The organism is Streptomyces sp. NPDC088194, assembly GCF_040702025.1.
Classification (GTDB): Bacteria; Actinomycetota; Actinomycetes; order Streptomycetales; family Streptomycetaceae; genus Actinacidiphila.
On sequence record NZ_JBFBIV010000028.1, the window covers coordinates 29,493 to 53,030 of the forward strand.

The window sequence follows — 23,538 nt, forward strand, 5'->3', positions numbered from 1 at the left end:
CCCGCGTGTCCCGTGGCGATACGTGCCGCCTACTGTGCCAGGAGAAAGAGATCCTTTGCGGCTTTCGTGCTGCTCCTCACAACTGTCCGAAAAGGATAAAGGCGGCACCCCCGGATCGGGGGTGCCGCCTCCTCGGGCGTGTCGTCCAGGTCGCCCTGGAGACGTCCTCCGGGTCAGCCCTGGAGCTTCTCCAGCACCAGTTCGCGCACCCGCTTGGCGTCCGCCTGGCCGCGGGTCAGCTTCATGACCGCGCCGATGAGCGCGCCGGCCGCCGCGAGGTTGCCGCCGCGGATCTTCTCGGCGACCGCCGCGTTGTCCGCGATGGCCTGGTCGACGGCCGCACCGAGCGCGCCGTCGTCGGAGACGACCTTCAGCCCGCGCTTGTCGACCACCTGGTCCGGGTCACCCTCGCCGGCCAGCACGCCCTCGATGACCTGCCGGGCCAGCTTGTCGTTGAGGTCGCCGGCCGCCACCAGCGCGGCGACCCTGGCCACCTGCGCCGGGGTGATCGCCAGCGCGGACAGCTCCGCGCCGGTCTCGTTGGCGTGCCGGGCCAGTTCGCCCATCCACCACTTGCGGGCCGAGGCCGCGTCCGCGCCCTCGTCGATGGTGGCCGTGATCAGGTCGATCGCACCGGCGTTGAGCGCGGACTGCATCTCGAAGTCAGAGATGCCCCACTCCTGCTTGAGCCGCCCCCGGCGGGCCAGCGGCAGTTCGGGCAGCCCGGCCCGCAGTTCCTCGACCCACTCGCGGGCCGGGGCGACCGGCACCAGGTCCGGCTCGGGGAAGTAGCGGTAGTCCTCCGCCTCCTCCTTGATCCGGCCGGAGGCGGTGGAGCCGTCCTCCTCGTGGAAGTGCCGGGTCTCCTGCACGATGGTGCCGCCCGAGGAGAGCACCGCGGCGTGCCGCTGGATCTCGAAGCGGGCCGCCCGCTCCACGCTGCGCAGCGAGTTGACGTTCTTCGTCTCGCTGCGGGTGCCGAACTTCTCCCGGCCGTGCGGGCGCAGGCTCAGGTTGACGTCGCAGCGCATCTGGCCCATTTCCATCCGGGCCTCGGACACCCCCAACGCCTTGATCAGCTCGCGCAGTTCGGCGACGTAGGCGCGGGCCACCTCGGGCGCGCGGGCGCCGGCGCCCTCGATCGGCTTGGTGACGATCTCGATCAGCGGGATGCCGGCCCGGTTGTAGTCCAGCAGGGAGTGCGAGGCACCGTGGATACGGCCGGTCGCGCCACCGATGTGGGTGGACTTGCCGGTGTCCTCCTCCATGTGGGCGCGCTCGATGAGCACCCGGAAGATCTCGCCGTCCTCCAACTGGACGTCCAGGTAGCCGTTGAACGCGATCGGCTCGTCGTACTGCGAGGTCTGGAAGTTCTTCGGCATGTCCGGGTAGAAGTAGTTCTTCCGGGCGAACCGGCACCATGCGGCGATCTCGCAGTTGAGCGCCAGGCCGATCTTGATGGCGGACTCGACGCCGATCTCGTTGACCACCGGCAGCGCGCCCGGCAGGCCCAGGCAGGTCGGGCAGACCTGCGAGTTGGGCTCGGCGCCGAGCTCGGTGGAGCAGCCGCAGAACATCTTCGTCCGCGTGCCGAGCTCCACGTGGACTTCCAGGCCCATCACCGGGTCGTACGACGCGAGCGCGTCCTCGTAGGACAGCAGGTCCGTGACGGTCACTGTTCCCTGTACCTCTTCTCCGTCGGTCCGTCAGTCCGCGAGGACGTCGTCATCGCTCAGCCGGCGCAGCTCGCGTACGAGCAGCACGATGCCGGTGGTCACCGCGGCGGCGCGCAGCACGGCGTCGATCAGCTGGAGGTTGTCCTCCTCGCTGCGGGCGGAACGCACCTTCTTCACCGCGGTGAAGGCACTGAACAGCGAGGTGCCGATGGACAGGTAGGTGCCCCTCTTGCTCTTGCCGCCCTTGGCCGACAGGTCCGCCGAACCGTTGTTCTTGCCGCTGGTGCTCTTCGCCGCGGACTTCGTCTGGGTGCTCATAGCTGCGGTGCCTCCTCAAGTAGCGGGTGGCCCCACTTCGACACGAAGGCGGCCTCTACTGCGGCGCCGACCCGGTAGAGCCGGTCGTCCTTGAGCGCGGGCGCGATGATCTGCAGGCCCACCGGGAGACCATCCTCCGGGGCGAGGCCGCACGGCAGCGACATCGCCGCGTTGCCGGCCAGGTTGACCGGGATGGTGCACAGGTCGGCGAGGTACATCGCCAGCGGGTCGTCCGCGCGCTCGCCGATCGGGAACGCCGTGGTGGGCGTGGTGGGCGAGACGATGACGTCCACCTGCTCGAAGGCGCGCTCGAAGTCGCGGGTGATCAGGGTGCGGACCTTCTGCGCGGAGCCGTAGTAGGCGTCGTAGTAGCCGGAGCTGAGCGCGTAGGTGCCGAGGATGACGCGGCGCTTGACCTCGGGGCCGAAGCCGGCCTCGCGGGTCAGCGCGGTGACCTCCTCCGCGGACCTGGTGCCGTCGTCGCCGACCCGCAGGCCGTAGCGCATCGCGTCGAAGCGGGCCAGGTTGCTGGAGCACTCCGACGGCGCGATCAGGTAGTACGCCGCCAGCGCGTACGTGAACGACGGGCAGGACAGCTCGACGATCTCGGCGCCCAGCTCGCGCAGCAGTTCCACCGACTCGTCGAACCGCTGGACCACGCCGGCCTGGTAGCCCTCGCCGCCGAACTCCTGGATGACGCCGATCCGCAGGCCCTTGACGTCGCCGTTGCGGGCGGCCTCGACCACCGGCGGGACGGGGACGTCGACCGAGGTGGAGTCCATCGGGTCGTGGCCGGCGATCACCTCGTGCAGCAGCGCCGCGTCCAGCACGGTGCGCGCGCACGGGCCGCCCTGGTCGAGCGAGGAGGAGAAGGCGACCATGCCGTAGCGGGAGACCCCGCCGTAGGTCGGCTTCACCCCGACGGTGGCGGTGACCGCGGCGGGCTGCCGGATCGAGCCGCCGGTGTCGGTGCCGATCGCCAGCGGCGCCTGGTACGAGGCGAGCGCCGCGGCCGAGCCGCCGCCCGAGCCGCCCGGGATACGGGTGAGGTCCCACGGGTTGCCGGTCGGGCCGTACGCGCTGTTCTCGGTGGAGGAGCCCATCGCGAACTCGTCCATGTTGGTCTTGCCGAGGATCACCACGTCGGCGGCCTTCAGCTTCCTGGTGACCGTCGCGTCGTACGGCGGCAGCCAGCCCTCCAGGATCTTGGAGCCGACGGTGGTCGGTACGCCCTCGGTGGTGAAGATGTCCTTCAGCGCCAGCGGCACCCCGGCGAGCGGGCCCAGCTCCTGCCCGGCGGCGCGCTTGGCGTCCACCGCGCGGGCCTGGGCGAGCGCGCCCTCCCGGTCCACGTGCAGATACGCGTGCACCTTCTCGTCCACGGCCTCGATCCGGGCCAGGTGCGCCTCGGTCACCTCGACCGCGGTCAGCTCGCCGGACGCGATCTTCTGCGCCGTCTCGGCGGCGGTGAGCCTGATGATGTCCGTCACGGCGTCAGTCCTCCCCCAGGATCTGCGGGACCTTGAAGCGCTGCTGCTCCTGCGCGGGCGCACCCGACAGCGCCTGCTGCGGGGTCAGCGACGGCCGGACGGTGTCCGAGCGCATCACGTTGGTCAGGGGCAGCGGGTGAGAGGTCGGCGGGACGTCCTCGCCGGCCACCTCGGATACGCGGGCTACGGCGCCGATGATGTCGTCGAGCTGTCCGGCGAAGTGGTCCAACTCTTCGCGTGACAGCTCCATCCGCGCCAGCCGGCCGAGGTGGGCGACCTCCTCGGGCGTGATGCCAGGCATGCAGCGGTCCTCTGCGGGGTGAGATGTCAATGGGTGCCCAATCCTACGGTGCCCCGTGGAAGTCCCCGCACCCCGTTTCCCCCCGGAGGGGCGCCCTCGCGGAAGGCGGTGCCCGTCAGGGGCGCGGGGAACCGCGCGACCAGCCGGATTCGTGGCGCGCCGGGCCCGCGGGCTCAGCCTCGCGGCGATGCCGCCCACCCCGCACCCCTGACGGGTGAACGTCCTCCGCGGCAGCGCCCCAGCCCCGGGGAGGGGGCGCCGTCGGTCCGCTTCCGCGGGCGAAGCCCGCTACGCGCGCTTCGCGGGAAGCGCCGCCGCGGGCCGCTGCCAGCCGCGGTCCCCCCGTGCCTGAAGCCAGTGCGTCGCCTCCTGCTCGGGCATCGCGGCGGCGACCAGCCACCCCTGCACCGCGTCGCACCGCAGGTCCCGCAGCCGCTCCCACGTCTCGTCGTCCTCGACACCCTCGGCCACGACCATGAGCCCGAGGGAGTGCGCGAGGTCGATGGTGCAGCGCACGATCTCCGCGTCCTCGGCGTCCGCGATCAGCCGGGCCACGAACGAGCGGTCGATCTTCAGCTCGCTGACCGGCAGCCGCCGCAGGTGCACCAGCGAGGAGTAGCCCGTGCCGAAATCGTCCAGGGACATCTTCACGCCGTGTCCGGTGAGCCCGTTGAGCGTGTCCGCGGCACGCTGCGGGTCCTCCAGCAGGACGTGCTCGGTGATCTCCAGCTGGAGGGAGCCGGGCGGCACCTGGTGGCGGGCCAGCCGCGCGGCCACCGCCCCGGCGAACCCCGGACTGTGCACGTCGCGCGGCGAGACGTTGACGGCGACCGGGACGTCCAGGCCCATCGCCCGCCACCGGGCGATCTGGGCGAGCGCGGTGTCCAGGACGTACTCGGTGAGCCGCGGCATCAGCCCGGAGGTCTCCGCCATCGCGATGAACTCCTCCGGGTTGACCCGGCCCCGCTCGGGGTGCTCCCAGCGGACGAGCGCCTCGAGCCCGGCCACCTGGCCGTCGAACCGCACCTTCGGCTGGTAGTGGAGTTCGACGTCGCCCGCGTCCAGCGCCCTGCGCAGGTCGCCGAGCAGGCCCAGCCGGTCGGGGGTGTTGGCGTCGCGGGTGGCCTCGTAGACCTCCGCGCCGCTGCGGTCCCGCTTCGCCTGGTACATCGCCACGTCGGCGCGGCGCAGCAGCCCTTCCGCGTCGGACGCGTGCTCGGGGAAGACGCTGACGCCGGCGCTGGCCTCCAGCACCAGCGTCAGCCCGTCGAGGCTGAGGGGTGAGCCGAGCGCGGCGACCAGGGTGCGGGCGATCCGCTGCGCGCGGGTGGCGGAGTCGCAGGCGGGCAGCAGCACCGCGAACTCGTCGCCGCCGAGCCGGGCCGCCTCGGCGCCGCGCGGCAGGGCCAGCCGCAGCCGGTCGGCGACCTGGAGCAGCAGCCGGTCGCCGGCCAGGTGCCCGAGGGTGTCGTTGACCGACCGGAACTTGTCGAGGTCGATGAGGATCAGCCCGACCCGGCCCCAGCCCGCGGGCGCGGGCTCGCCCGGCTCGGCGCGGCCGACGGTCCGCGCGGCGTCGATCGCGGACCAGGTGCGCTCCAGCAGCCACTGGCGGTTGGGCAGGCCGGTCAGCGGGTCGCGCAACTGCTCCTCGGCGCGGGCGTGCACGATCCACAGCGTGGAGTCGAGCGCGATCAGCGGGACCGCGAAGAGCGGCAGCAGCGCCGGCTGGTCACAGGCGACGACGAGGATCAGCGGGGAGATGCCGAGCAGGGCCGCGCCGACCAGCCCCTGCCGGACCAGCGCGGTGCGCGCCACCGTGGGCAGCCCGCCGCGCGGCGCGAACGCGGCCCACAGCAGCACCCGGGTCGCCGCGAGATAGGCCAGTGCGGTGACCACGACGCAGGGCAGCGCCGACCAGCCCCAGTCGGCGGTCGTCCAGGGGTGCGCCACGGACGGGTGGATGCCGAACAGGTCGAGGCTGAGCGCGCCGGCGCCGATGCCGAGGATGTCGATCGCGCCGTGCAGCCCGGCCTGCCGCCAGCGGTGCCGGCGGGCGGCGCCGACCAGCACCACCACCGCGAGGCTGACCAGCACCGCGGGCACCCAGCCGAACAGCAGCAGCACCGCGAGCACGAGGGCGGCACCGGAACCGGTGCCGCCCCACCAGCGGTCGCGCCCCATCGCGACGAGATGACCGACGATGATCCCGCTGAGGACGGCGAGCGCCCAGCCGATCCGGCCGCCGGGGAACAGCGCGTCGCCGTTGTCCAGCAAGCGGCCCACACCGGCGGCCAGCGCGGCGGCCGCGGCGACCAGTACGGCCCACCGCACCAAGGGCGCCGGGCTCGCGGGGAGAACGGGCGCGGCCACGCTGCTTCGGGGCAGCCGTGCCGCTCCGGCACTCTCCGTGGGTTCCATACCCGTGTCCCTCTCACAGCCCATGAAGCAAGCAGGTGCGCGGGTGCCGGGGGACGCGGTTCGGCCGACGGGCCGCCGCGATCCTGCCGCCCCGACAGGAGCGCTCCTCAACAGTAGGCCGCGACGGCGCGCCGCGGGCACCGATCGGCCGTCAATGCTTCAGTGCGCCCCGGTGGGTTCGCGCCCGAACTCCCCTGTCTGATATAGGCCGATCGGGTGACATGTGGTCCTAGGTCAGTCTGATTCGCCGTCGGATGCCGTGCCTGGGGCGGGATCGGACGGCGTGTCGGCGGGCGGCGCCGGATCATCGGCTGCCGGGTCCGGGTCGGACGCCTGCTCCGGGTCGGACGCCGGCTCCGGCTCCGGCGGGTTCACCGCCACCGCGCGGGCCGCGTCGGCACCCTGTTCGAGGAGTACGCCGAAGCCGGCCTCGTCGAGGATCGGGACCTTCAGCTGGACCGCCTTGTCGTACTTCGACCCGGGGTTGTCGCCGACCACCACGAAGTGCGTCTTCTTGGAGACCGCGCTGGTGACCTTCGCGCCGCGGCCGCCCAGTTCGTCCTTCGCGCCGTCGCGGGTGTGCCCGGTGAGCGTGCCGGTCACCACCACGGTCAGCCCCTCCAGGGGCCTGGGGCCCTCGTCGGAACCCTCCTCGGTGAACTTCACGCCGGCCGCGCGCCACTTCTCGATGATCTCCAGGTGCCAGTCCACCGCGAACCACTGCTTGAGCGAGGCGGCGATGGTCGGCCCGACCCCGTCGACCGCGGCCAGCTCGGCCTCCTCGGCGTCCTTGATCCGGTCCAGGTCGCGGAACTCGCGGGCCAGCGCCTCGGCGGCCACCGGGCCGACGTGGCGGATGGACAGGCCGGTGATCACCCGGGCCAGCGGGCGCTCCTTGGCGGCCGCGATGTTCTCCAGCATGGACAGCGCGTTCTTCTTCGGCTCACCCTTCTGGTTGGCGAAGAAGGTGACGACCTTCTCCTCGCCGGTCTCCGGGTCGCGCTTGGGCAGCCCGCTGTCCTGGTCCAGGACGTAGGAGCGGATCGGCAGCAGGCGCTCGATGTCGAGGTCGAAGAGGTCGCCCTCGTCGGCCATCGGCGGCTGGTCGGGGGCGAGCGGCTGGGTGAGCGCGGTCGCCGCGACGTATCCGAGCGCTTCGATGTCCAGGCAGCGGCGGCCGGCGAGGTAGAAGATCCGCTCGCGCAACTGGGCCGGGCAGCGCCGCGCGTTGGGGCAGCGCAGGTCGATGTCGCCTTCCTTCATGGGCTGGAGGGCGGTGCCGCACTCGGGGCACTCGGCGGGCATCGCGAACTCCCGCTCGCTGCCGTCCCGCAGGTCCGCCACCGGGCCCAGGATCTCCGGGATGACGTCGCCGGCCTTGCGCAGCACCACGGTGTCGCCGATCAGGACGCCCTTCTTCTTCACCACCTCCTGGTTGTGCAGGGTGGCGAACTCGACCTCGGAGCCGGCCACGGTGACCGGTTCCACCACTGCGTACGGCGTCACCCGGCCGGTGCGGCCGACGCCGACCCGGATGTCCACGAGCTTGGTGTTGACCTCCTCCGGGGCGTACTTCCAGGCGATGGCCCAGCGCGGGGCGCGCGAGGTGGAGCCGAGCCGGCCCTGGAGCGGGATCTCGTCCACCTTGACGACGACGCCGTCGATCTCGTGCTCGACGTCGTGGCGGTGCTCGCCGTAGTACGCGATGAACTCGCGGACGGCGGCCAGCGAGTCGACCACCTTGTTGTAGCGGGCGGTGGGCAGGCCCCACTCGTGGAGGAGGGCGTAGGCGTGCGACTGGCAGTCGATGTCGAAGCCCTCGCGGGCGCCGATGCCGTGCACCACCATGCGCAGCGGGCGGGTGGCGGTGATCCGGGGGTCCTTCTGGCGGAGCGAGCCGGCCGCGGCGTTCCGCGGGTTGGCGAACGGCTTGTCGCCGCCTTCGACCAGCCGGGCGTTGAGCTCCTCGAACTTCTCGCCGGGGAAGTAGACCTCGCCGCGGATCTCGACCAGGGCGGGCACCCGGTCGCCGGCCAGCCGGTCGGGGATGTCGGCGATGGTCCGGACGTTGGGCGTGATGTCCTCGCCGGTGCGGCCGTCGCCGCGGGTGGCGGCGCGGGTGAGCCGGCCGTGTTCGTACGTCAGGTTGACCGCGAGGCCGTCGACCTTCAGCTCGCACAGGAAGTGGTACGGGCTGCGGGTGTTGTCCGGCGGGCCCAGCTCGGCCGCGACCCGGTCGGCCCAGGTGGTCAACTCCTCGTCGCTGAAGGCGTTGTCCAGCGAGAGCAGGCGCTCGCGGTGCTGGACCGAGGTGAACTCGGTCGCGTAGGCGCCCGCGACCTTCTGGGTGGGCGAGTCGGGGGTGCGCAGCGCCGGGTGCTGCTCCTCGACCGCCTCCAGCCGGCGCAGCAGCCGGTCGAACTCGGCGTCGCTGACGACCGGTGCGTCGTTCACGTAGTAACGGAAGCGGTGCTCCTCGACCTGCTCGGCCAGGCGCGCGTGCTCCTCACGGGCCTCGGCGGGGATGTCCGCCCGGCCGGCCTCCTGCTCGGCTGCCACGTCCGTGTCCCTCCTACCAATCGGGCCGCAAGCGGCCGCACTCCGGCGTCACTCTGGGTTGTCGACGAGCGAGCGTGCCGCCCTCGCGCAGTGCACGAGCGCGGCACGGGCATAGGCCGGTGAGGCCCCCGCCAGACCGCAGGACGGGGTGATGGCGACGGAGGACCCCAACGCCCCCGGTGCCAGTCCCAACCTGCGCCACAGCGCCCGAACACCACTGACGCTACCCGCTGGGTCTGACAACGGGGCATCCGTGCCCGGCACGACACCCGCGAAGAGCGCGGTGCCGGCCTCCACGGCCTCGCCGAACGCGTCCCAGTCACGCTCGGTGAGCAGGTCGAAGTCGAAGGAGACCCCGGCGACCCCGGCCCGGCGCAGCAGCGCGAACGGCACGTCGGGGGCGCAGGAGTGGACGCTGACGGCGGCGCCGGCCGCTCCCGCCGCGTCGACCAGGTCGCGCAGCGCGCCCTCGACGACCGCGCGGTCCACCGCGCGGTGGGTGCGGTAGCCGCTGGCGGTCCTGACCTCGCCGCGCAGCACCGCGGTGATGCCCGGCTCGTCCAGTTGCAGCAGGAGGGCGGCGCCCGGCACGCGGCGGCGGACGTCCGCGAGGTGCGCGGTCAGGCCCTCCGCGAGGGACGCGGTCAGGTCGCGGACCGCGCCGGGGTCGCGCAGCGCCGCCTCGCCGTTGTGCAGTTCGACGGCCGAGGCGAGCGTCCACGGGCCGACCGCCTGGATCTTCAACGGGCCCTGGTGTCCTTGCGTGAACTCCTCCAGCGCGTCCAGGTCCTCGCCCAGCCATGACCTGGCCCGCTTGGTGTCGCGCCCCGGGCGGTCCCCGAACCTCCAGCCGCTGGGCTCCACCCGCGCGTACAGCTCCACCAGCAGGCCGAGGGTGCGGCCGATCATGTCCGCACCCGGGCCGCGGGCCGGCAGCTCGGGCAGGTACGGCAGCGCGCCGACGGCTTCCGTGGCCACCCGGGCGGATTCTCGCGCGTCTCCCCCCGGCATCGAGCCCACGCCTGTCGCGGCGCCCTCGGGCAGGGTGAAACGTTCGCTGGTCTCGGTGGTCGCCTCGGTGCTCACGGTGGCAGCGTAGACGGCTCCCCGCCGCCGGGGTTCGCGTGCCCGCCCGGGGGACCTCTCACCGCCCCGGGGCCTCGTGCCGTGCGGGGGACCGAAGCACCGCGCGGGACCGCTTACCGCTTACCGCGCGGGACCGCCTACCGCGCGGGGCGCAGCGTCACGTCGGGGATCGTGGCGTCGCGCGGGAGGTCGAGGACGGAGAGAACCGTCGTGGCGACGGACTCGGGGTCGATCCAGCGCGAGGGGTCGTAGGACTTGCCCTCCTGCTGGTGGACCTTCTGCTGCATGGGGGTGGCGGTCCGCCCGGGGTACACGGTGGTGACGCGTACGCCGTGCTCCTGCTCCTCCGCGCGGAGCGAGTCCGCGAGGGCCCTGAGCCCGTGCTTGCTCGCGGCGTACGCGCTCCACTCGGCGTGTGCCTGGAGCCCGGCGCCGGAGTTGACGAGGACCACGGTGCCCCGGGAGAGCCGCAGTTGGGGCAGCAGCAGCCGGGTGAGTTCGGCGGGCGCGACGAGGTTCACCGCGAGGGTGTGCTCCCACAGCTTCGGGGTGAGGTCGCCGACCGGTCCGAGGTCGACGGTGCCGGCGCTGTGCAGCAGGGAGTCCAGCCGGTCCGGGAGCGCCTGCTTCTCCAGCGCCCAGGACAGCCGGGCCGGCACCGCGAGGTCGCCGACGAGGGTCCGCGCGCCGGGGAACGCGTCGGCCAGTTGCCGGGCCCGGCCCGCGTCGCGGGCCAGCAGCCACAGTTCGTCGCCGCGGGCCAGCAGCTTGCGGGCCACCGCCGCGCCGATCCCGGACCCGGCACCGGTGACGAGGTGGACGCTCACGCGTGCTCCTGGAGGTAGGCCAGCGCGTCGGCGCCGTCGTCGGAGAAGTGCACCAGCTCGGAGAGCGGCAGGGGCAGGAAGCCCTCCTCCTCCATCCTGCGGAACTGCGCGGCCAACCCGTCGTAGAAACCCGCGCTGTTGAGCAGGACCACCGGTTTGGCGTGCAGTCCGTGCTTCTTCAGCTCCAGGATCTCCGTCGCCTCGTCGAGCGTGCCGGTGCCGCCGACCATCACCACGATCGCGTCGGAGCGGCGCAGCAGTTCGGCCTTGCGGGTGGCGAGGTCCGGTGCGATCACCATCTCGTCGGCGCCGGCGCGGGCCTTGGCGCGCAGGAACTCGACGGAGACGCCGACCAGCCGCCCGCCGGCCTGCTGCACACCGTCGGCGACGACCTTCATCAGGCCGGACTCCGAGCCGCCCCAGACCAGCGTGTGGCCGGCCCTGCCGAGCAGGTCGGCGAACTCCCGGGCGGGCGCGGTGTAGCGGTCGGGCAGGTCGGCGGCGGAGAGGAACACGCAGATGTTGAGCGGGCGGGTCGGCCGCGGCCCGGCGGCACCGGTGGCGGCAGCCGTGGCCGTGCCGGCAGTGGTGGCCGTGCCGGCCGCGGTGCCGGGTGCCGCACCGGTCACGACGCCGGTCGCCGTGTCGGCCGCGGGGGTACCCATGGGAGTGGTCGCGGAGTCGTTCGCGGAGCTGGTCACAGAGTCCACCACGGGATCGGTCGTCGGGTCGGTCATGCGGTGCGTCCGGCGGCGGCCGGGGCGGGCCGGTTCCGGCCACGGTCCCGGTCACGATCGCGGTCGCGGTCGGTGGTGGCGATCGTCGCCGAGCCGACGACGCGGGTGCCGTCGTAGAGCACGACCGCCTGGCCCGGGGCGATGCCGCGCATCGACTGGGCGAAGGCGACGTGCAGGGTGCCGTCGAGGAGTTCGGCGGTGGCGGTCACCTCCTCGCCGTGGGCGCGCAACTGCGCGGTGTACGCGGCCCGGCCGGTGGGCGGGGTGCCGCACCAGCGCGGGCGGATCGCGGTGAGCGCGGTCACGTCGAGCGCCTCGGCGGGGCCGACGGTGACGGTGTTGTCCACCGGCGAGATGTCCAGGACGTAGCGCGGCTTGCCGTCGTCGGCGGGGACGCCGAGCCGCAGGCCCTTGCGCTGGCCGACGGTGAAGCCGTACGCGCCGGTGTGGGTGCCGACCACCGCGCCGCTCTCGTCGACGATCTCGCCCTCGCGGGTGCCGAGCCGCTGGGCGAGGAAGCCCTGGGTGTCGCCGTCGGCGATGAAGCAGATGTCGTGGCTGTCGGGCTTGCGGGCCACCGCGAGGCCGCGGCGCTCGGCTTCGGCGCGGATCTCGTCCTTGGTGGCCGCGGTGTCGCCGAGCGGGAACATCGCGTGGGCGAGCTGCCGCTGGTCCAGGACGCCGAGGACGTAGCTCTGGTCCTTGGCGACGTCGCCGGAGCGGTGCAGCTCGCGGCTGCCGTCGGGGGCGGTGCGCACGGCGGCGTAGTGGCCGGTGCAGACCGCGTCGAAGCCGAGGGCGAGGGCCTTGTCGAGGAGCGCGGCGAACTTGATCTTCTCGTTGCAGCGCAGGCACGGGTTGGGGGTGCGGCCGGCCGCGTACTCGGCGACGAAGTCGTCCACCACGTCCTCGCGGAAGCGGTCGGCGAGGTCCCATACGTAGAAGGGGATGCCGATCACGTCGGCGGCGCGCCGGGCGTCCCGGGAGTCCTCCAGCGTGCAGCAGCCGCGGGCACCGGTACGGAAGCTCTGCGGGTTCGCGGACAGGGCGAGGTGCACCCCGGTCACGTCGTGGCCCGCCTCGGCGGCCCGGGCGGCCGCGACCGCGGAGTCGACGCCGCCGCTCATGGCTGCCAGCACGCGGAGCCGCTGGCGCGGGGGCTCAGTCGGGAAATCGGTCACCCGACCAGGGTAACGGCCCGCCCTCCCCCGCCCGCCCCTGCTTTTCCGGCGCGCGCTCGGCCGGCGCTCGGCCGGCGCTCGGCCGGCGCTCGGCCGGGCTCAGCCCCCGCTGGCCGGACCTGCCTCGCCGTCCCGGCCCGCCGCGCCGCCGTCCCGGTCGTCGTGCAACGCGCCGACACAGCGGCCGAGCAGGTCCTTGAGCGCGGCGCGCTCCTGGGGCGTGAGCGCCTCGGACATCCGGCGCTCGATACGTACGGCCCGCTCGTCGGCACGGTCGAGAAGCGCCGCTCCTTCGTCGGTGAGGCGGGTCTCCAGCACCTTCTGGTGCCAAGGGTGCGCCGTTCTGGTCACCAACCCCCGCTCTTCGAGGGTCTTCAGGACGGCGGTCATGGCCTGCGGTGTGACCAGGCAGGCCCGAGCCAGCGCGGCACCCGAGATACCGGGGCTGCCCGAGAGGGCGAACAGCGCGGCGTACTGCGCGACGGTGAGGTCGAGCGGCTTCAGGGCGGCGCCCTTCGCGGCCATCAGGACCTGCTCCGCGCGCTTGATGTCCAGCCCGAGCCGCTCGCCTTCTGGCAGTCCCATACCGCCCATCGTACAGATGTGAACTGATGACAAGGCTTGAAGATGTATCAACGCCTTGATATATCTCAGGACATGAATATCCCAGTCGCACACACGGACCCGCGCCCCCTGCACGGCAAGGTGGTCCTCGTCACCGGTGCCACCCAGGGCATGGGCCGGGACCTCGCCCGCCATCTCGCCGGCGACGGCGCGACCCTCCTGCTGCACGGCCGCGACCCCGGGCGGCTCCAGGAGGCGGTCGACGCCGTCCGCGCCGCCGCTCCGGGCGCGGCCGTGCGCGGCTACCTCGCCGACCTGGCGGACCTCGACCAGGTCCGGGAGATGGCCGCCCGCGTCATCGACGCGGAACCCCGCCTCGACGTGCTGGTCAACAACGCCGCGGCCGGGGGCGGCAGCGAGCCGGCCCGGCGCGACGTGAGCCGCCAGGGCCACGAACTGCGGTTCGCCGTGAACCACCTGGCGCCCTACGCGCTGATCCGCGCGCTGCTGCCGCTGCTCACCGCCTCGGCGCCCGCGCGCGTCGTCAACGTCGCCTCGATCGGCCAGACACCCGTCGACTTCGACGACGTCATGCTGGAGCGCGGCTACGAGGGGCTCGACGCGTACTGCCGGAGCAAACTCGCGATGATCATGTCCACCTTCGACCTGGCCGAGGAGCTGGCCGACCGCGGGATCACGGTGAACGCCGTACATCCGGCCCACCTCATGGACACCCCGGGCGTGCGCGCGTACGGCCTCACGCCGGTGGTCGGCACCGCGGAAGGGGTCGCGCCGACGGCCCGGCTGATCACCGACCCGGCCCTGGCCGGCGTCACCGGCCGCTACTTCGACCGGTTCACCGACGCGCGGGCGCACGACGAGGCGTACGACCCGGCAGCACGCGCCCGGCTCGCCGAGATCACCGAACGGCTCACCCGCGTGGAAGGCGGCAGCGCCGGTGCCGGGGCCGGCCGCCGGCGCCCCGGGGAGTAGCCGGAAGCGATCTGGGTGCGGCGCCACGCGGCTTCCGGCTTCGCGTCCAAGGCGGACGAGGGAGGCGACGCCGGGGGGACCATCGACCGACGTCACCACAGGAGACGCCGTCGCAAGCCCGCTCCCCCACACCCCCGAGCCCTAAGCGCTCGCTCAGTTTTTGCCCGGGAGGACTGGACGGGCCAGCCATACCGCTGGGTAACATGCGGTATGGCACAGAGCACGGCCCCCGCGGCCATCGGCGACAGCGAGTTCGACCGGGACACCTCGGTCCGGGCCCGGGCGGGCGAGCCCGGGACCTACGACGCGGAGCTGTCCGAGGGGTGGACGATCGTCTCGGCGATCAACGGCGGGTACCTGCTCGCGGTGGCCGCCCGCGCGCTGCGCGAGGAACTGCCCCACCCGGACCCGCTGACGATCACCGCGCACTACCTGACCTCGGCGCAGCCCGGCCCCGCGGTGGTCCGGACGCAGACGGCGCGGGCCGGGCGGACCATGTCCACCGGGCAGGCGTCGGTCCTCCAGTACGACGGGCACGGCGACGAGGTGGAGCGGCTGCGGGTGCTGACCGCCTACGGCGACCTCGACGCCCTGACGGACGAGGTGCGGACCTCGGCGCGGCCGCCGGAGATGCCCGGGTACGACGCGTGCGTGGGCAGTGAGAGCGCCCCGGAGAACGCCCCGTTCGTCGGGTCCACCGCGATCATGGACCGGCTGGACGTACGGCTCGACCCGGCGACCGCGGGGTGGGCGGTCGGGGCGCCCTCCGGGGTCGGCGACATCCGCGGGTGGCTCGGGCTGGCGGACGGGCGCGACCACGACCCGCTGTCGCTGCTGCTCGCGGTCGACGCGCTCCCGCCGACCGCGTTCGACCTCGGGCTCAAGGGGTGGACGCCGACGCTGGAGCTCACCGTGCACGTACGGTGCCGGCCCGCGCCCGGGCCGGTGCGGATCTCTCTCACCACGCGCAACCTCGCGGGGGGACTGCTGGAGGAGGACGCGGAGGTCTGGGACAGCGCGGACCGCCTCGTCGCCCAGTCCCGCCAACTCGCGCGGGCCCCCCGGGGCTAACGGACCCGCCCGGCTGCCCCCGTCGGTGATGCACGGGACCTTGCGGTCGGCGGGTGGCTCGTCGCGCCGCTCTCCCCCAGAGCTCCGCCTCGGAGGTGCCCCCCACGCGCCCCGCCCCCGAGCAAGTGCGGCTTCCCACGTGCTTGCCCCGGAGGAACCCGGGCGCGTCCAGGGGCGCGGGGAACGGCGCGGCAAGCCCCCACCGGGAGGTGGCCCCCGGGACGACAGGACGGGGCCGCCGGGTGGGTCGGGGACACCCTTAGAATCGGGGGACCATGGCCTACCTCGATCACGCCGCCACGACGCCGATGCTCCCGGAGGCGGTCCGGGCGATGACCGCGCACCTGACGGTGACCGGGAACGCGTCCGCACTGCACGCAGCCGGCCGCCAGGCCCGCCGTACCGTCGAGGAGTCCCGGGAAGCGCTGGCCGCGGCGCTCGGGGCGCGGCCGAGCGAGGTGGTGTTCACCGCCGGGGGCACGGAATCGGACAACCTCGCCGTGAAGGGCCTGTTCTGGTCCCGCCGGGCGGAGGACGCGCGGCGGGTGCGGGTGCTGGCGAGCCCGGTGGAGCACCACGCGGTGCTCGACGCGGTGTACTGGCTCGCCGACCACGAGGGCGCCGTCGTGGAGTGGCTGGCGGTCGACGGACACGGCCGGGTGCGCCCGGAGGCGCTGCGGGCCGCGTTGGAGTGGGGCGCCGGTCCCGACGATGTGGCGCTGGTCACCGCGATGTGGGCGAACAACGAGGTCGGCACCATCCTGCCGGTGCCCGAACTCGCCGAAGTCGCCCGCGAGTTCGGGGTGCCGATGCACTCCGACGCGGTGCAGGCGTTCGGCCAGATCGACCTCGACTTCGCCGCCAGCGGCCTGGACGCGATGACCGTCACCGGGCACAAGGTGGGCGGCCCGTACGGCGTCGGCGCGCTGCTGCTGCGACGCGAGGACACGCCCGTACCGCTGCTGCACGGCGGCGGGCAGGAGCGCAGCCGGTCCGGCACCCTCGACGTGCCCGCGATCGCCGCGTTCGCCGCGGCGGGCACGCTGGCGGCCGAGCGGCGCGCGCAGTTCGTCGGCCATGTCGGGGCGCTGCGCGACGAGTTGGTGCGCGGCGTCCGCGCGGCCGTACCCGACGCGGTGCTCAACGGCGACCCCTCCCCCGACGGACGGCTCGCCGGCAACGCCCACTTCACCTTCCCCGGCTGCGAGGGCGACGCGCTGCTGCTCCTCCTCGACGCCCAGGGCATCGCCTGCTCCACCGGTTCCGCGTGCACCGCGGGCGTGGCCCAGCCGAGCCATGTGCTGCTCGCCATGGGCCGTTCGGCGGCCGACGCCCGCGGCACGCTGCGCTTCTCCCTCGGGCACACCTCCACCGCCGACGAGGTGGCCGCGCTCACCGGCGCGATCGGCGGCGCGGTGGAACGCGCCCGCGCCGCCGGCCGCGCCTGACCCGCACACCGGTCCGCGCACCCGACCACTACGTCGTGCGCAGCGCCTCCACGCCGACGCCCTCGGGCGTCCGCGGCCCGGGCAGTCCCGGTCCGGTCCCGGCGGCGCCCGCCTTCGGGCGTCGCTTGCCGCGGCGCTCCAGCGCCTCCGCGAGCTGGGAGAGCACGGCGTTGACCACGATGTAGATCGCGGTGACGCTGAGGTAGCTCTGCAGGAAGTCGTGCGTGTAGGAACCCAGCACCTTTCCCTGGTTGAGGAGTTCGGGGTAGCTGACGATGTAGCCGAGGGTGGTGTCCTTGAGCAGGCTGACCAGTTGGGAGACCAGCGTGGGCACCACGAGCCGGACCGCCTGCGGCAGCACCACCAGCCACATCACCTGGCGGCGCCGCATCCCGAGGGCGTAGCCGGCCTCGGACTGGCCGCGGTCCAGGGCGAGTACGCCGGCCCGGAAGATCTCGGCGAGCAGCGCGGACGTGCACAGCACCACCGGGATGACCAGCTCCCAGAAGACCGGGAAGGTGTAGCCGGCCCGCGGGATGCCCATCAGAAAGACGTACAGCACCAGCAGCAGCGGCACCGAGCGGAAGAGCTCGACGAAGCCGCCGGCCGCCAGCCGCAGCACCCGGTGCGGCGAGAGCCGGCCGAGCGCGAGCAGCGCGCCGGCCGGCAGCGCGATCAGCGCGGCCATCCCGGCGGCCTTGAGGGTCCGCACCAGGCCCTGGAGCAGGAACCGCTGGTAGGGCCACTGCCCGAACGGCTGCCATCGGGCGTGGTCGAGCTGGCCGTGCCGCGCGAGCTGGTGCACGCCCAGGGCGATCAGGCCCGCGATGACCAGTACGGACAGCGCGGTGGCGAGGCGTATCCGGCGCCGGGCCCGCGGGCCGGGCGCGTCGAAGAGCACGCGGTTCGGTCCGGTCATCTGCGCACCGCCATCCGCTTCTGGAGCCGCCCGGCGAGCAGCCCGACCGCGAGGGTGATCAGCACGTAGCCGACCGTGGCGAGCAGGAACGTGGGCACCGGCTCGTCGTACTGAAGGTCCAACCACTGGGTGCGGCCGATGAGTTCGCTGACGCCGACCGCCGCGCCCAGCGACGAGGAGAGCACCACGCCGATGAACACGTTGGCGAGCGGCTGGACCATGGTGCGGAACGCCTGCGGGAGGATCACCAGGGCCAGCGACTGGCCGAAGGTCATACCGATCGCGCGGGCCGCCTCGGCCTGCCCGACCGGGACCGCGTTGATCCCGGCCCGCACCGCCTCGCAGACGTACCCGGCGAAGTACAGCGCCAGGCAGATCGCCTCGGAGGTGAACAGTGAGTAGGTGATGCCGGCGTCGGGCAGGCCGAAGACGAACAGCACCAGGAACGCCAGCAGCGGCACGTTGCGGAACACCTCGACGTAGAGGGTGCCGAGCACCCGCAGCGGGAGGATCGGGCTGACCCGCATCACCGTCAGCAGCGTGCCGAGGACGACAGCGCCGGCGAAGCCGAGCAGGGACAGCTCCAGGGTGGTGCCGAGCCCGCCGGCGAGGTAGCCGAGGTGGTGGAGGACCTCATGCATGACGGCTCGTCAGGACCCGTCGGCGGAGCCGATGGTGGGCGGCGCGGGCGGCGAACCGGCGATCTTGGTGCCGACGGTGGCCTTCCACAGCTTGGCCCACTCGCCGTCCGCGTAGATGGTCTTGAGCCACGCGTTGACGAACGCCTTCGCCTCCGGGTCGGCCTTCGGCAGCCCGATGCCGTACGGCTCCTGGGTGAACGGCTGCCCGACGACCTTGAGTTGGGGGTCGCTGACCACGTCGCCGAGCAGGATGCCCTGGTCCAGTACGTAGGCGTCGGCGCGGCCCTGCTTGACCGCGGCGACGCACTCGCCGTCCTCCTGGAAGAGCAGCGTCTTGGCCTTGGGGGCGAACTTCTTCAGGTCAAGCGCGGCGGTGGAGTTGCCCTCGGTGGCGACCGTCTTGCCGTTGAGGTCGGCCGGCTTGGTGATGGTGCTGTTGCTCGCCTTGACCAGGATCGCGTCGCCCGACTCGTAGTACGGCCCGGCGAAGGCGACCTTCTGGGCGCGCTGCGGGGTGATGGTGTAGGTGGCGAACACGGTGTCCACGGTGCCGTTCTGCAGCATCGTCTCGCGGGTGTCGACGGTGACCAGCGAGAGCTTCGTGGCGGGCTTGCCGGTGATGTACTTCGCCAGCATCTGCGACAGGCCCGCGTCGAAGCCCTCCAACTGGCCGCTGACGGGGTTGCGTTGGGAGAACATCGCGGAGGAGTCGGTGCCGCCGACCAGCAGGGTGCCGCGCTTCTTGACCTTGGCCATCCAGGAGCCGGCGGTGATCGCGGAGGCCGGCGCGACCGGGGCGGCGGCGACCACCTGCGCCTGGGTGTACGCCGACGGCTTGCCGGCGCCGGACTTGCCGCCGGGCGAGGACGGCAGCGACGAGGAGCCGCCACCGCCGCAGGCGGTGAGCGCGCCGGCCAGGGCCAGCGCCGCGCCGGCGGCGGCCACCCCGCGCCTTCCGCCGCGCCCCCTGCCGCGCCCTGGGCCGCCGACACCGACGGCGCCGCCACCGCCGCCACCGCCGACGCCACGCTCGCGTCCGCGGGCCGACCGGTTGCCGTTCTTCTGGGGAATCATGGATCTCCTTCGGTACGGGTGGGCTGGCCGGCGACGGACGGGTCAGTGCCGGAGGATCGTGGACAGGAAGTCGCGGGCCCGCTCGGTGCGCGGCTCGGTGAAGAACGCGTCGGGTTCGCCGGTCTCGACGATCTGGCCGTCGTCCATGAACACCACCCGGTCCGCGGCCCGGCGGGCGAATCCCATCTCGTGGGTGACGGCGACCATCGTCATGCCGTCGCGGGCGAGGCCGACCATCACGTCGAGCACCTCCCGGATCATCTCCGGGTCCAGCGCCGAGGTCGGCTCGTCGAAGAGCATCAGCTTGGGGTGCATGGCGAGCGCGCGGGCGATCGCGACGCGCTGCTGCTGGCCGCCGGAGAGCTCCGCGGGGTGCCGGGACTCCTTGTCCCGCACGCCGACCCGGTCCAGCAGCGCCCGGGCCTCCTCGACCGCCTCGTCCCTCGGCACCTTGCGCACCCGGGTCGGGCCGAGCACCACGTTCTCCAGCACGGTCTTGTGCGCGAACAGGTTGAACGACTGGAAGACCATCCCGACATCGGCCCGCAGCGCGGCCAACGCGGCGCCCTCCTGCGGCAGTTCGCGGCCGTCGAAGACGATCCGGCCGGAGTCGATCGTCTCCAGCCGGTTGACGCACCGGCACAGCGTCGACTTGCCGGACCCGGACGCGCCGAGCACGACCACGACCTCGCCCTCGTGCACGTCGAGATCGACATCGCGCAGGGCGACGAGGTCGCCGAACCGCTTGCTGACCGACTCGATGCTCAGCAGCACTTTTCCGGTACGGCCGAATCCGTGCTCGGGCGTACCACCTGATGACCTGTCCGCGTCTTCGACCATGTCAACGACGATAGGGCGCGACGCGGCCGGCGGGTAAGAGCGGCATACTCATCGGGTCGCGGGCTCCGGACGCTGGTCGGCCGCGTTCTCCGGGTGGTGGCAGGCGACTTGGTGGCCCGGGGCCAGCTCCACCAGCGGCGGCTGCTCGTCCCGGCACACGTCGGTCGCCTTCCAGCAACGGGTGTGGAAGCGGCAGCCGGACGGCGGAGAGATCGGCGACGGCACGTCGCCGGTGAGCAGGATGCGGCCGTTGCTGCTGACCGGCGCGGCCCCCGTACCCGCCGTGCTCCCCTCGGCCGCCGCGTCCTCGGTGCCCTCGGCGCCGTCCGCGGCCACCGCCGGCTTCACCGTCGGCCGGTTGCGCCGCTTCGGGTCCGGCACCGGCACCGCCGACAGCAGCGCGGTGGTGTACGGGTGGAACGGCGTGCGGTAGAGCGTCTCGCGGTCGGCCAGCTCCACGACCTTGCCGAGGTACATCACCGCGATCCGGTCCGAGACGTGCCGGATCACCGACAGGTCGTGCGCGATGATCACGTAGGTCAGGCCCAGTTCGGACTGCAGGTCGTCCAGCAGGTTGACCACCTGCGCCTGGATGGACACGTCCAGCGCGGAGACCGGCTCGTCGGCGACCACCAGCTTCGGGCGCAGCGCCAGCGCCCGGGCGATCCCGATCCGCTGCCGCTGCCCGCCGGAGAACTCGTGCGGGTAGCGGTTGTAGTGCTCGGGGCTCAGGCCCACCAGCTCCAGCAGCCCCTGGACCTCCTTCTTCACCCCGTGCTCGGTGGCGACCTTCTGCAGCCGGAACGGCGTGCCGACGATGGTGCCGATGGTGTGCCGCGGGTTCAGCGACGAGTACGGGTCCTGGAAGATCATCTGCACGTCGCGGCGCAGCGGGCGCATCGCGCCGGTGCTCAGGTGCGTGATGTCGCGGCCGTCGAACTCGACCGTGCCGCCGGTCGGTTCCAGCAGCCGGGTGATCAGCCGGCCCATGGTGGACTTGCCGCAGCCGGACTCGCCGACCACGCCCAGCGTCTCGCCGGCGTTGACCTGGAAGTCGATGCCGTCGACCGCCTGGACCGCGCCGACCTGGCGGCGCAGCAGGCCCTTGGTGATCGGGAAGTGCTTGGTCAGCCCGGTGACCTTCAGCAGCGGTTCCCCCGGCGGCTTGCGCGGCGCGGGGGTACGCGGCTGCGGCTCGGTGCCGGCGGCCGGACCGCCCTTGTCCAGCGAGGTCTTCTCCGCCACGGTCTCGTCCCGGCCCTTCCCGGCTTCTGCGTCCTGGCTCTTCACAGCTTCGGCTCGATCTCTTCGGTCCAGATCCTGGCCCGCTCCTCGTCGGCGAGGTGGCAGGCGGACAGATGGCCCTCGGCCACCTCGCGCAGCTCGGGCACTTCGGTCTCGGAGGCGCCGCCGGTCAACGCGGCGTACGGGCAGCGCGGGTGGAAGGCGCAGCCGGTCGGCACGTTGATCAGGCTGGGCGGCGAGCCCTTGACCGGGTTGAGCCGGTCGGTGCGCTCCCGGTCCATCCGCGGCATCGAGCCCAGCAGGCCCCAGGTGTAGGGGTGCTGGGGCTCGCCGAAGAGCTTCTCCGCGGTGCCGCGCTCGACCACCCGGCCGGCGTACATCACCAGCAGGTCGTCGGCGACCTCGGCGACCACCCCGAGGTCGTGGGTGATCATGATGACCGCGGAGCCGAACTCCTGTTGCAGGTCGCGGATCAGGTCGAGGATCTGCGCCTGCACGGTGACGTCGAGCGCGGTGGTCGGCTCGTCGGCGATGAGCAGTTCGGGGTTGTTCACCAGCGCCATCGCGATCATGGCGCGCTGGCGCATGCCGCCGGAGAACTGGTGCGGGTAGTCCCGGAACCGCTTGCGCGGCTCGGGGATGCCGACCCGGTCCAGCATCTCCATGGCCCGCTGGGCCGCGATCTTCTTGGGTACCTGGTGGTGCACCCGGTACGCCTCGACGATCTGGTTGCCGATCGAGTAGTACGGGTGCATCGCCGACAGCGGGTCCTGGAAGATCATCGCCATCTTGCGGCCGCGCAGCCGGCGTACCGCGTCCGGCGGGGCGCCGACCAGTTCCTCGCCGTCGAGCCAGACCTCACCGGAGATCCTGGCCCGCGCGGTGCGGTGCAGGCCCATGATCCCCAGCGACGTGACGGACTTGCCCGACCCGGACTCGCCGACGATGCCGAGGGTACGGCCGCGCGGCAGGTCGAAGCTGAGGCCGTCGACCGACTTCACCACGCCGTCGTCGGTGTCGAAGTGGATGCGCAGGTCGCGCACGGACAGGTAGGCGTCCTGGGCGGCGGCCGGTTCTGCGGGCGTTTTCAGCAGCCTGTCGGCGGAACTCACGAGTACCTCACGCGGGGGTCGAGGACGGCGTAGGCGAGGTCCACCAGCAGGTTGCAGACCACGACGAAGAAGGCGACCACCAAGGTCACGGCCATCACGATGGGCAGGTCGTTGGCGGTCACACCCTGGATGGCGTAGGCGCCCATGCCCGGCAGCGAGAAGACCTGCTCGGTGATGACCGCGCCGCCGACCAGCAGCCCGAAGTCCATGCCGAAGATGGTCACGATCGGGGTGAGCGTGGAGCGCAGCGCGTGCCGGACCACGACGTCCCGTTCCCGCAGGCCCTTGGCGCGCGCGGTGCGGATGTAGTCCTCGCCCATGGTCTCCAGCATGCCCGCCCGGGTGAGCCGGGCGTACAGCGCGGAGTACAGGAAGGCGAGGCTGCACCAGGGCACCAGCAGGTTCCACGCCCAGTCGGCGGGATTGTGCGTGAACGACACGTAGTTCATGCCGTTGCTCCACAGCGGCCACTGCACGGTGAACACGCTCAGCGCGAGGATGCCGGTGAAGAAGATCGGCAGCGACACGCCCATCAGGGCAACGCCCATCGACAGCCGGTCGATGATGGTGCCCCGCTTCAGCGCGGAGACCACGCCCACCGCCACGCCGGTGACGACCCAGATCACCGCGGCCCCGATCGCCAGCGAGAACGTCACCGGGATACGGGACTTCAGCTGCGGCCAGACCTCGACGTGGCTCTTGAAGGAGTAGCCGAAACAGGGCGCGTTGCAGTGCACCGGGTCGGGACCGTAGTGGTAGTCGGCGCCGGCGACCAGCGCCTTGAGGAAGTGCCAGTACTGCTCGTAGAGCGGCAGGTCGAAGCCGAGGTTCTTCTTGATCGCCGCGACGGCCGCCGGGTTGGCGTCCTTGCCCACGTACTGCGTGGCGAGCTGGGTGGTGGTCTGGCCACCGATGCGGGGGACGAGGAAGAAGATCGCGAAGGTGATCATGCTGACCACCAGAAGGAGCACGATCGCGGCGAACACGCGACGGATGAGGTAAGCGGTCACGGCCGTTCCGGCTGGCGTCCGCCCG

At 72.8% G+C, this 23,538-nt stretch carries 21 protein-coding genes; 3 read left to right on the forward strand and 18 right to left on the reverse strand.

Features of this window, described 5'->3' with window-relative positions:
- Window positions 1–173 precede the first annotated feature (173 nt).
- The 11 genes from gatB to AB0399_RS17665 all read right to left on the reverse strand — a co-directional run bounded on the left by gatB (window position 174) and on the right by AB0399_RS17665 (window position 13,181).
- Window positions 174–1,676, reverse strand: a complete 1,503-nt coding sequence (gene gatB, locus AB0399_RS17615; protein ID WP_329364322.1) for an Asp-tRNA(Asn)/Glu-tRNA(Gln) amidotransferase subunit GatB — start codon at window positions 1,674–1,676, stop codon at window positions 174–176.
- Window positions 1,677–1,706: 30 nt separating this feature from the next.
- On the reverse strand, window positions 1,707–1,994 hold the full coding sequence (locus AB0399_RS17620; protein ID WP_329364324.1) for a hypothetical protein: 288 nt from the start codon (window positions 1,992–1,994) through the stop codon (window positions 1,707–1,709).
- Window positions 1,991–3,484: an Asp-tRNA(Asn)/Glu-tRNA(Gln) amidotransferase subunit GatA gene (gene gatA / locus AB0399_RS17625; RefSeq protein WP_329364326.1), complete on the reverse strand. Its 1,494-nt coding sequence runs from the start codon at window positions 3,482–3,484 to the stop codon at window positions 1,991–1,993. Before gatA ends, AB0399_RS17620 begins: the two co-directional genes overlap by 4 nt.
- A gap of 4 nt (window positions 3,485–3,488) precedes the next feature.
- On the reverse strand, window positions 3,489–3,785 hold the full coding sequence (gene gatC, locus AB0399_RS17630; RefSeq protein ID WP_202236395.1) for an Asp-tRNA(Asn)/Glu-tRNA(Gln) amidotransferase subunit GatC: 297 nt from the start codon (window positions 3,783–3,785) through the stop codon (window positions 3,489–3,491).
- A 288-nt stretch (window positions 3,786–4,073) separates the two neighbouring features.
- On the reverse strand, window positions 4,074–6,206 hold the full coding sequence (locus AB0399_RS17635; protein ID WP_329364330.1) for an EAL domain-containing protein: 2,133 nt from the start codon (window positions 6,204–6,206) through the stop codon (window positions 4,074–4,076).
- Window positions 6,207–6,440: 234 nt separating this feature from the next.
- Window positions 6,441–8,765 carry an NAD-dependent DNA ligase LigA gene (ligA, locus tag AB0399_RS17640; RefSeq protein WP_366411904.1) on the reverse strand — a complete coding sequence of 775 codons (2,325 nt, stop codon included), beginning with the start codon at window positions 8,763–8,765 and terminating at the stop codon, window positions 6,441–6,443.
- 48 nt (window positions 8,766–8,813) lie between these two features.
- Window positions 8,814–9,851, reverse strand: a complete 1,038-nt coding sequence (locus tag AB0399_RS17645) for a methionine synthase (protein WP_329364333.1) — start codon at window positions 9,849–9,851, stop codon at window positions 8,814–8,816.
- Window positions 9,852–9,988: 137 nt separating this feature from the next.
- Window positions 9,989–10,678 carry an SDR family oxidoreductase gene (locus tag AB0399_RS17650; protein ID WP_366411905.1) on the reverse strand — a complete coding sequence of 230 codons (690 nt, stop codon included), beginning with the start codon at window positions 10,676–10,678 and terminating at the stop codon, window positions 9,989–9,991.
- Entirely contained in the window at window positions 10,675–11,199 is a 525-nt protein-coding gene (locus AB0399_RS17655; protein WP_328474556.1) for a TIGR00730 family Rossman fold protein, read from the reverse strand. Before AB0399_RS17655 ends, AB0399_RS17650 begins: the two co-directional genes overlap by 4 nt.
- A gap of 212 nt (window positions 11,200–11,411) precedes the next feature.
- Entirely contained in the window at window positions 11,412–12,596 is a 1,185-nt protein-coding gene (mnmA, locus tag AB0399_RS17660; RefSeq protein ID WP_366411906.1) for a tRNA 2-thiouridine(34) synthase MnmA, read from the reverse strand.
- 99 nt (window positions 12,597–12,695) lie between these two features.
- Window positions 12,696–13,181, reverse strand: coding sequence for a MarR family transcriptional regulator (locus tag AB0399_RS17665; RefSeq protein WP_366411907.1), 486 nt, complete (start codon window positions 13,179–13,181; stop codon window positions 12,696–12,698).
- A gap of 72 nt (window positions 13,182–13,253) precedes the next feature.
- On the opposite strand from AB0399_RS17665, the gene AB0399_RS17670 reads away from it, so the two are divergent.
- From AB0399_RS17670 to AB0399_RS17680, 3 genes are all read left to right on the forward strand, one after another.
- Window positions 13,254–14,153, forward strand: coding sequence for an SDR family NAD(P)-dependent oxidoreductase (locus AB0399_RS17670; RefSeq protein ID WP_366411908.1), 900 nt, complete (start codon window positions 13,254–13,256; stop codon window positions 14,151–14,153).
- A gap of 210 nt (window positions 14,154–14,363) precedes the next feature.
- Window positions 14,364–15,224 (forward strand): thioesterase family protein, encoded by an 861-nt coding sequence (locus AB0399_RS17675; RefSeq protein ID WP_366411909.1) that lies wholly within the window; start codon window positions 14,364–14,366, stop codon window positions 15,222–15,224.
- 275 nt (window positions 15,225–15,499) lie between these two features.
- Complete coding sequence (locus tag AB0399_RS17680) at window positions 15,500–16,672, forward strand: cysteine desulfurase family protein (protein ID WP_366411910.1); 1,173 nt, start codon at window positions 15,500–15,502, stop codon at window positions 16,670–16,672.
- Window positions 16,673–16,700: 28 nt separating this feature from the next.
- Here AB0399_RS17680 and AB0399_RS17685 read toward each other — a convergent pair whose 3' ends face one another.
- From AB0399_RS17685 to AB0399_RS17715, 7 genes are all read right to left on the reverse strand, one after another.
- Window positions 16,701–17,591, reverse strand: coding sequence for an amino acid ABC transporter permease (locus tag AB0399_RS17685; protein WP_329364347.1), 891 nt, complete (start codon window positions 17,589–17,591; stop codon window positions 16,701–16,703).
- Window positions 17,588–18,232, reverse strand: coding sequence for an amino acid ABC transporter permease (locus AB0399_RS17690; RefSeq protein ID WP_328469824.1), 645 nt, complete (start codon window positions 18,230–18,232; stop codon window positions 17,588–17,590). Before AB0399_RS17690 ends, AB0399_RS17685 begins: the two co-directional genes overlap by 4 nt.
- Window positions 18,233–18,241: 9 nt before the next feature.
- Entirely contained in the window at window positions 18,242–19,306 is a 1,065-nt protein-coding gene (locus tag AB0399_RS17695) for a glutamate ABC transporter substrate-binding protein (RefSeq protein ID WP_329364349.1), read from the reverse strand.
- Window positions 19,307–19,348: 42 nt separating this feature from the next.
- Window positions 19,349–20,146, reverse strand: a complete 798-nt coding sequence (locus tag AB0399_RS17700) for an amino acid ABC transporter ATP-binding protein (RefSeq protein ID WP_366411911.1) — start codon at window positions 20,144–20,146, stop codon at window positions 19,349–19,351.
- A gap of 48 nt (window positions 20,147–20,194) precedes the next feature.
- The gene (locus tag AB0399_RS17705) at window positions 20,195–21,295 is read right to left on the reverse strand and encodes a dipeptide ABC transporter ATP-binding protein (RefSeq protein WP_366411948.1); all 1,101 of its coding nucleotides are present in this window, start codon (window positions 21,293–21,295) and stop codon (window positions 20,195–20,197) included.
- Between the two features lie 137 nt (window positions 21,296–21,432).
- Complete coding sequence (locus AB0399_RS17710; RefSeq protein WP_329364352.1) at window positions 21,433–22,503, reverse strand: ABC transporter ATP-binding protein; 1,071 nt, start codon at window positions 22,501–22,503, stop codon at window positions 21,433–21,435.
- Window positions 22,500–23,513, reverse strand: a complete 1,014-nt coding sequence (locus AB0399_RS17715; protein WP_328469816.1) for an ABC transporter permease — start codon at window positions 23,511–23,513, stop codon at window positions 22,500–22,502. The genes AB0399_RS17710 and AB0399_RS17715 overlap by 4 nt, the downstream gene beginning before the upstream one ends.
- Window positions 23,514–23,538: the final 25 nt, after the last annotated feature.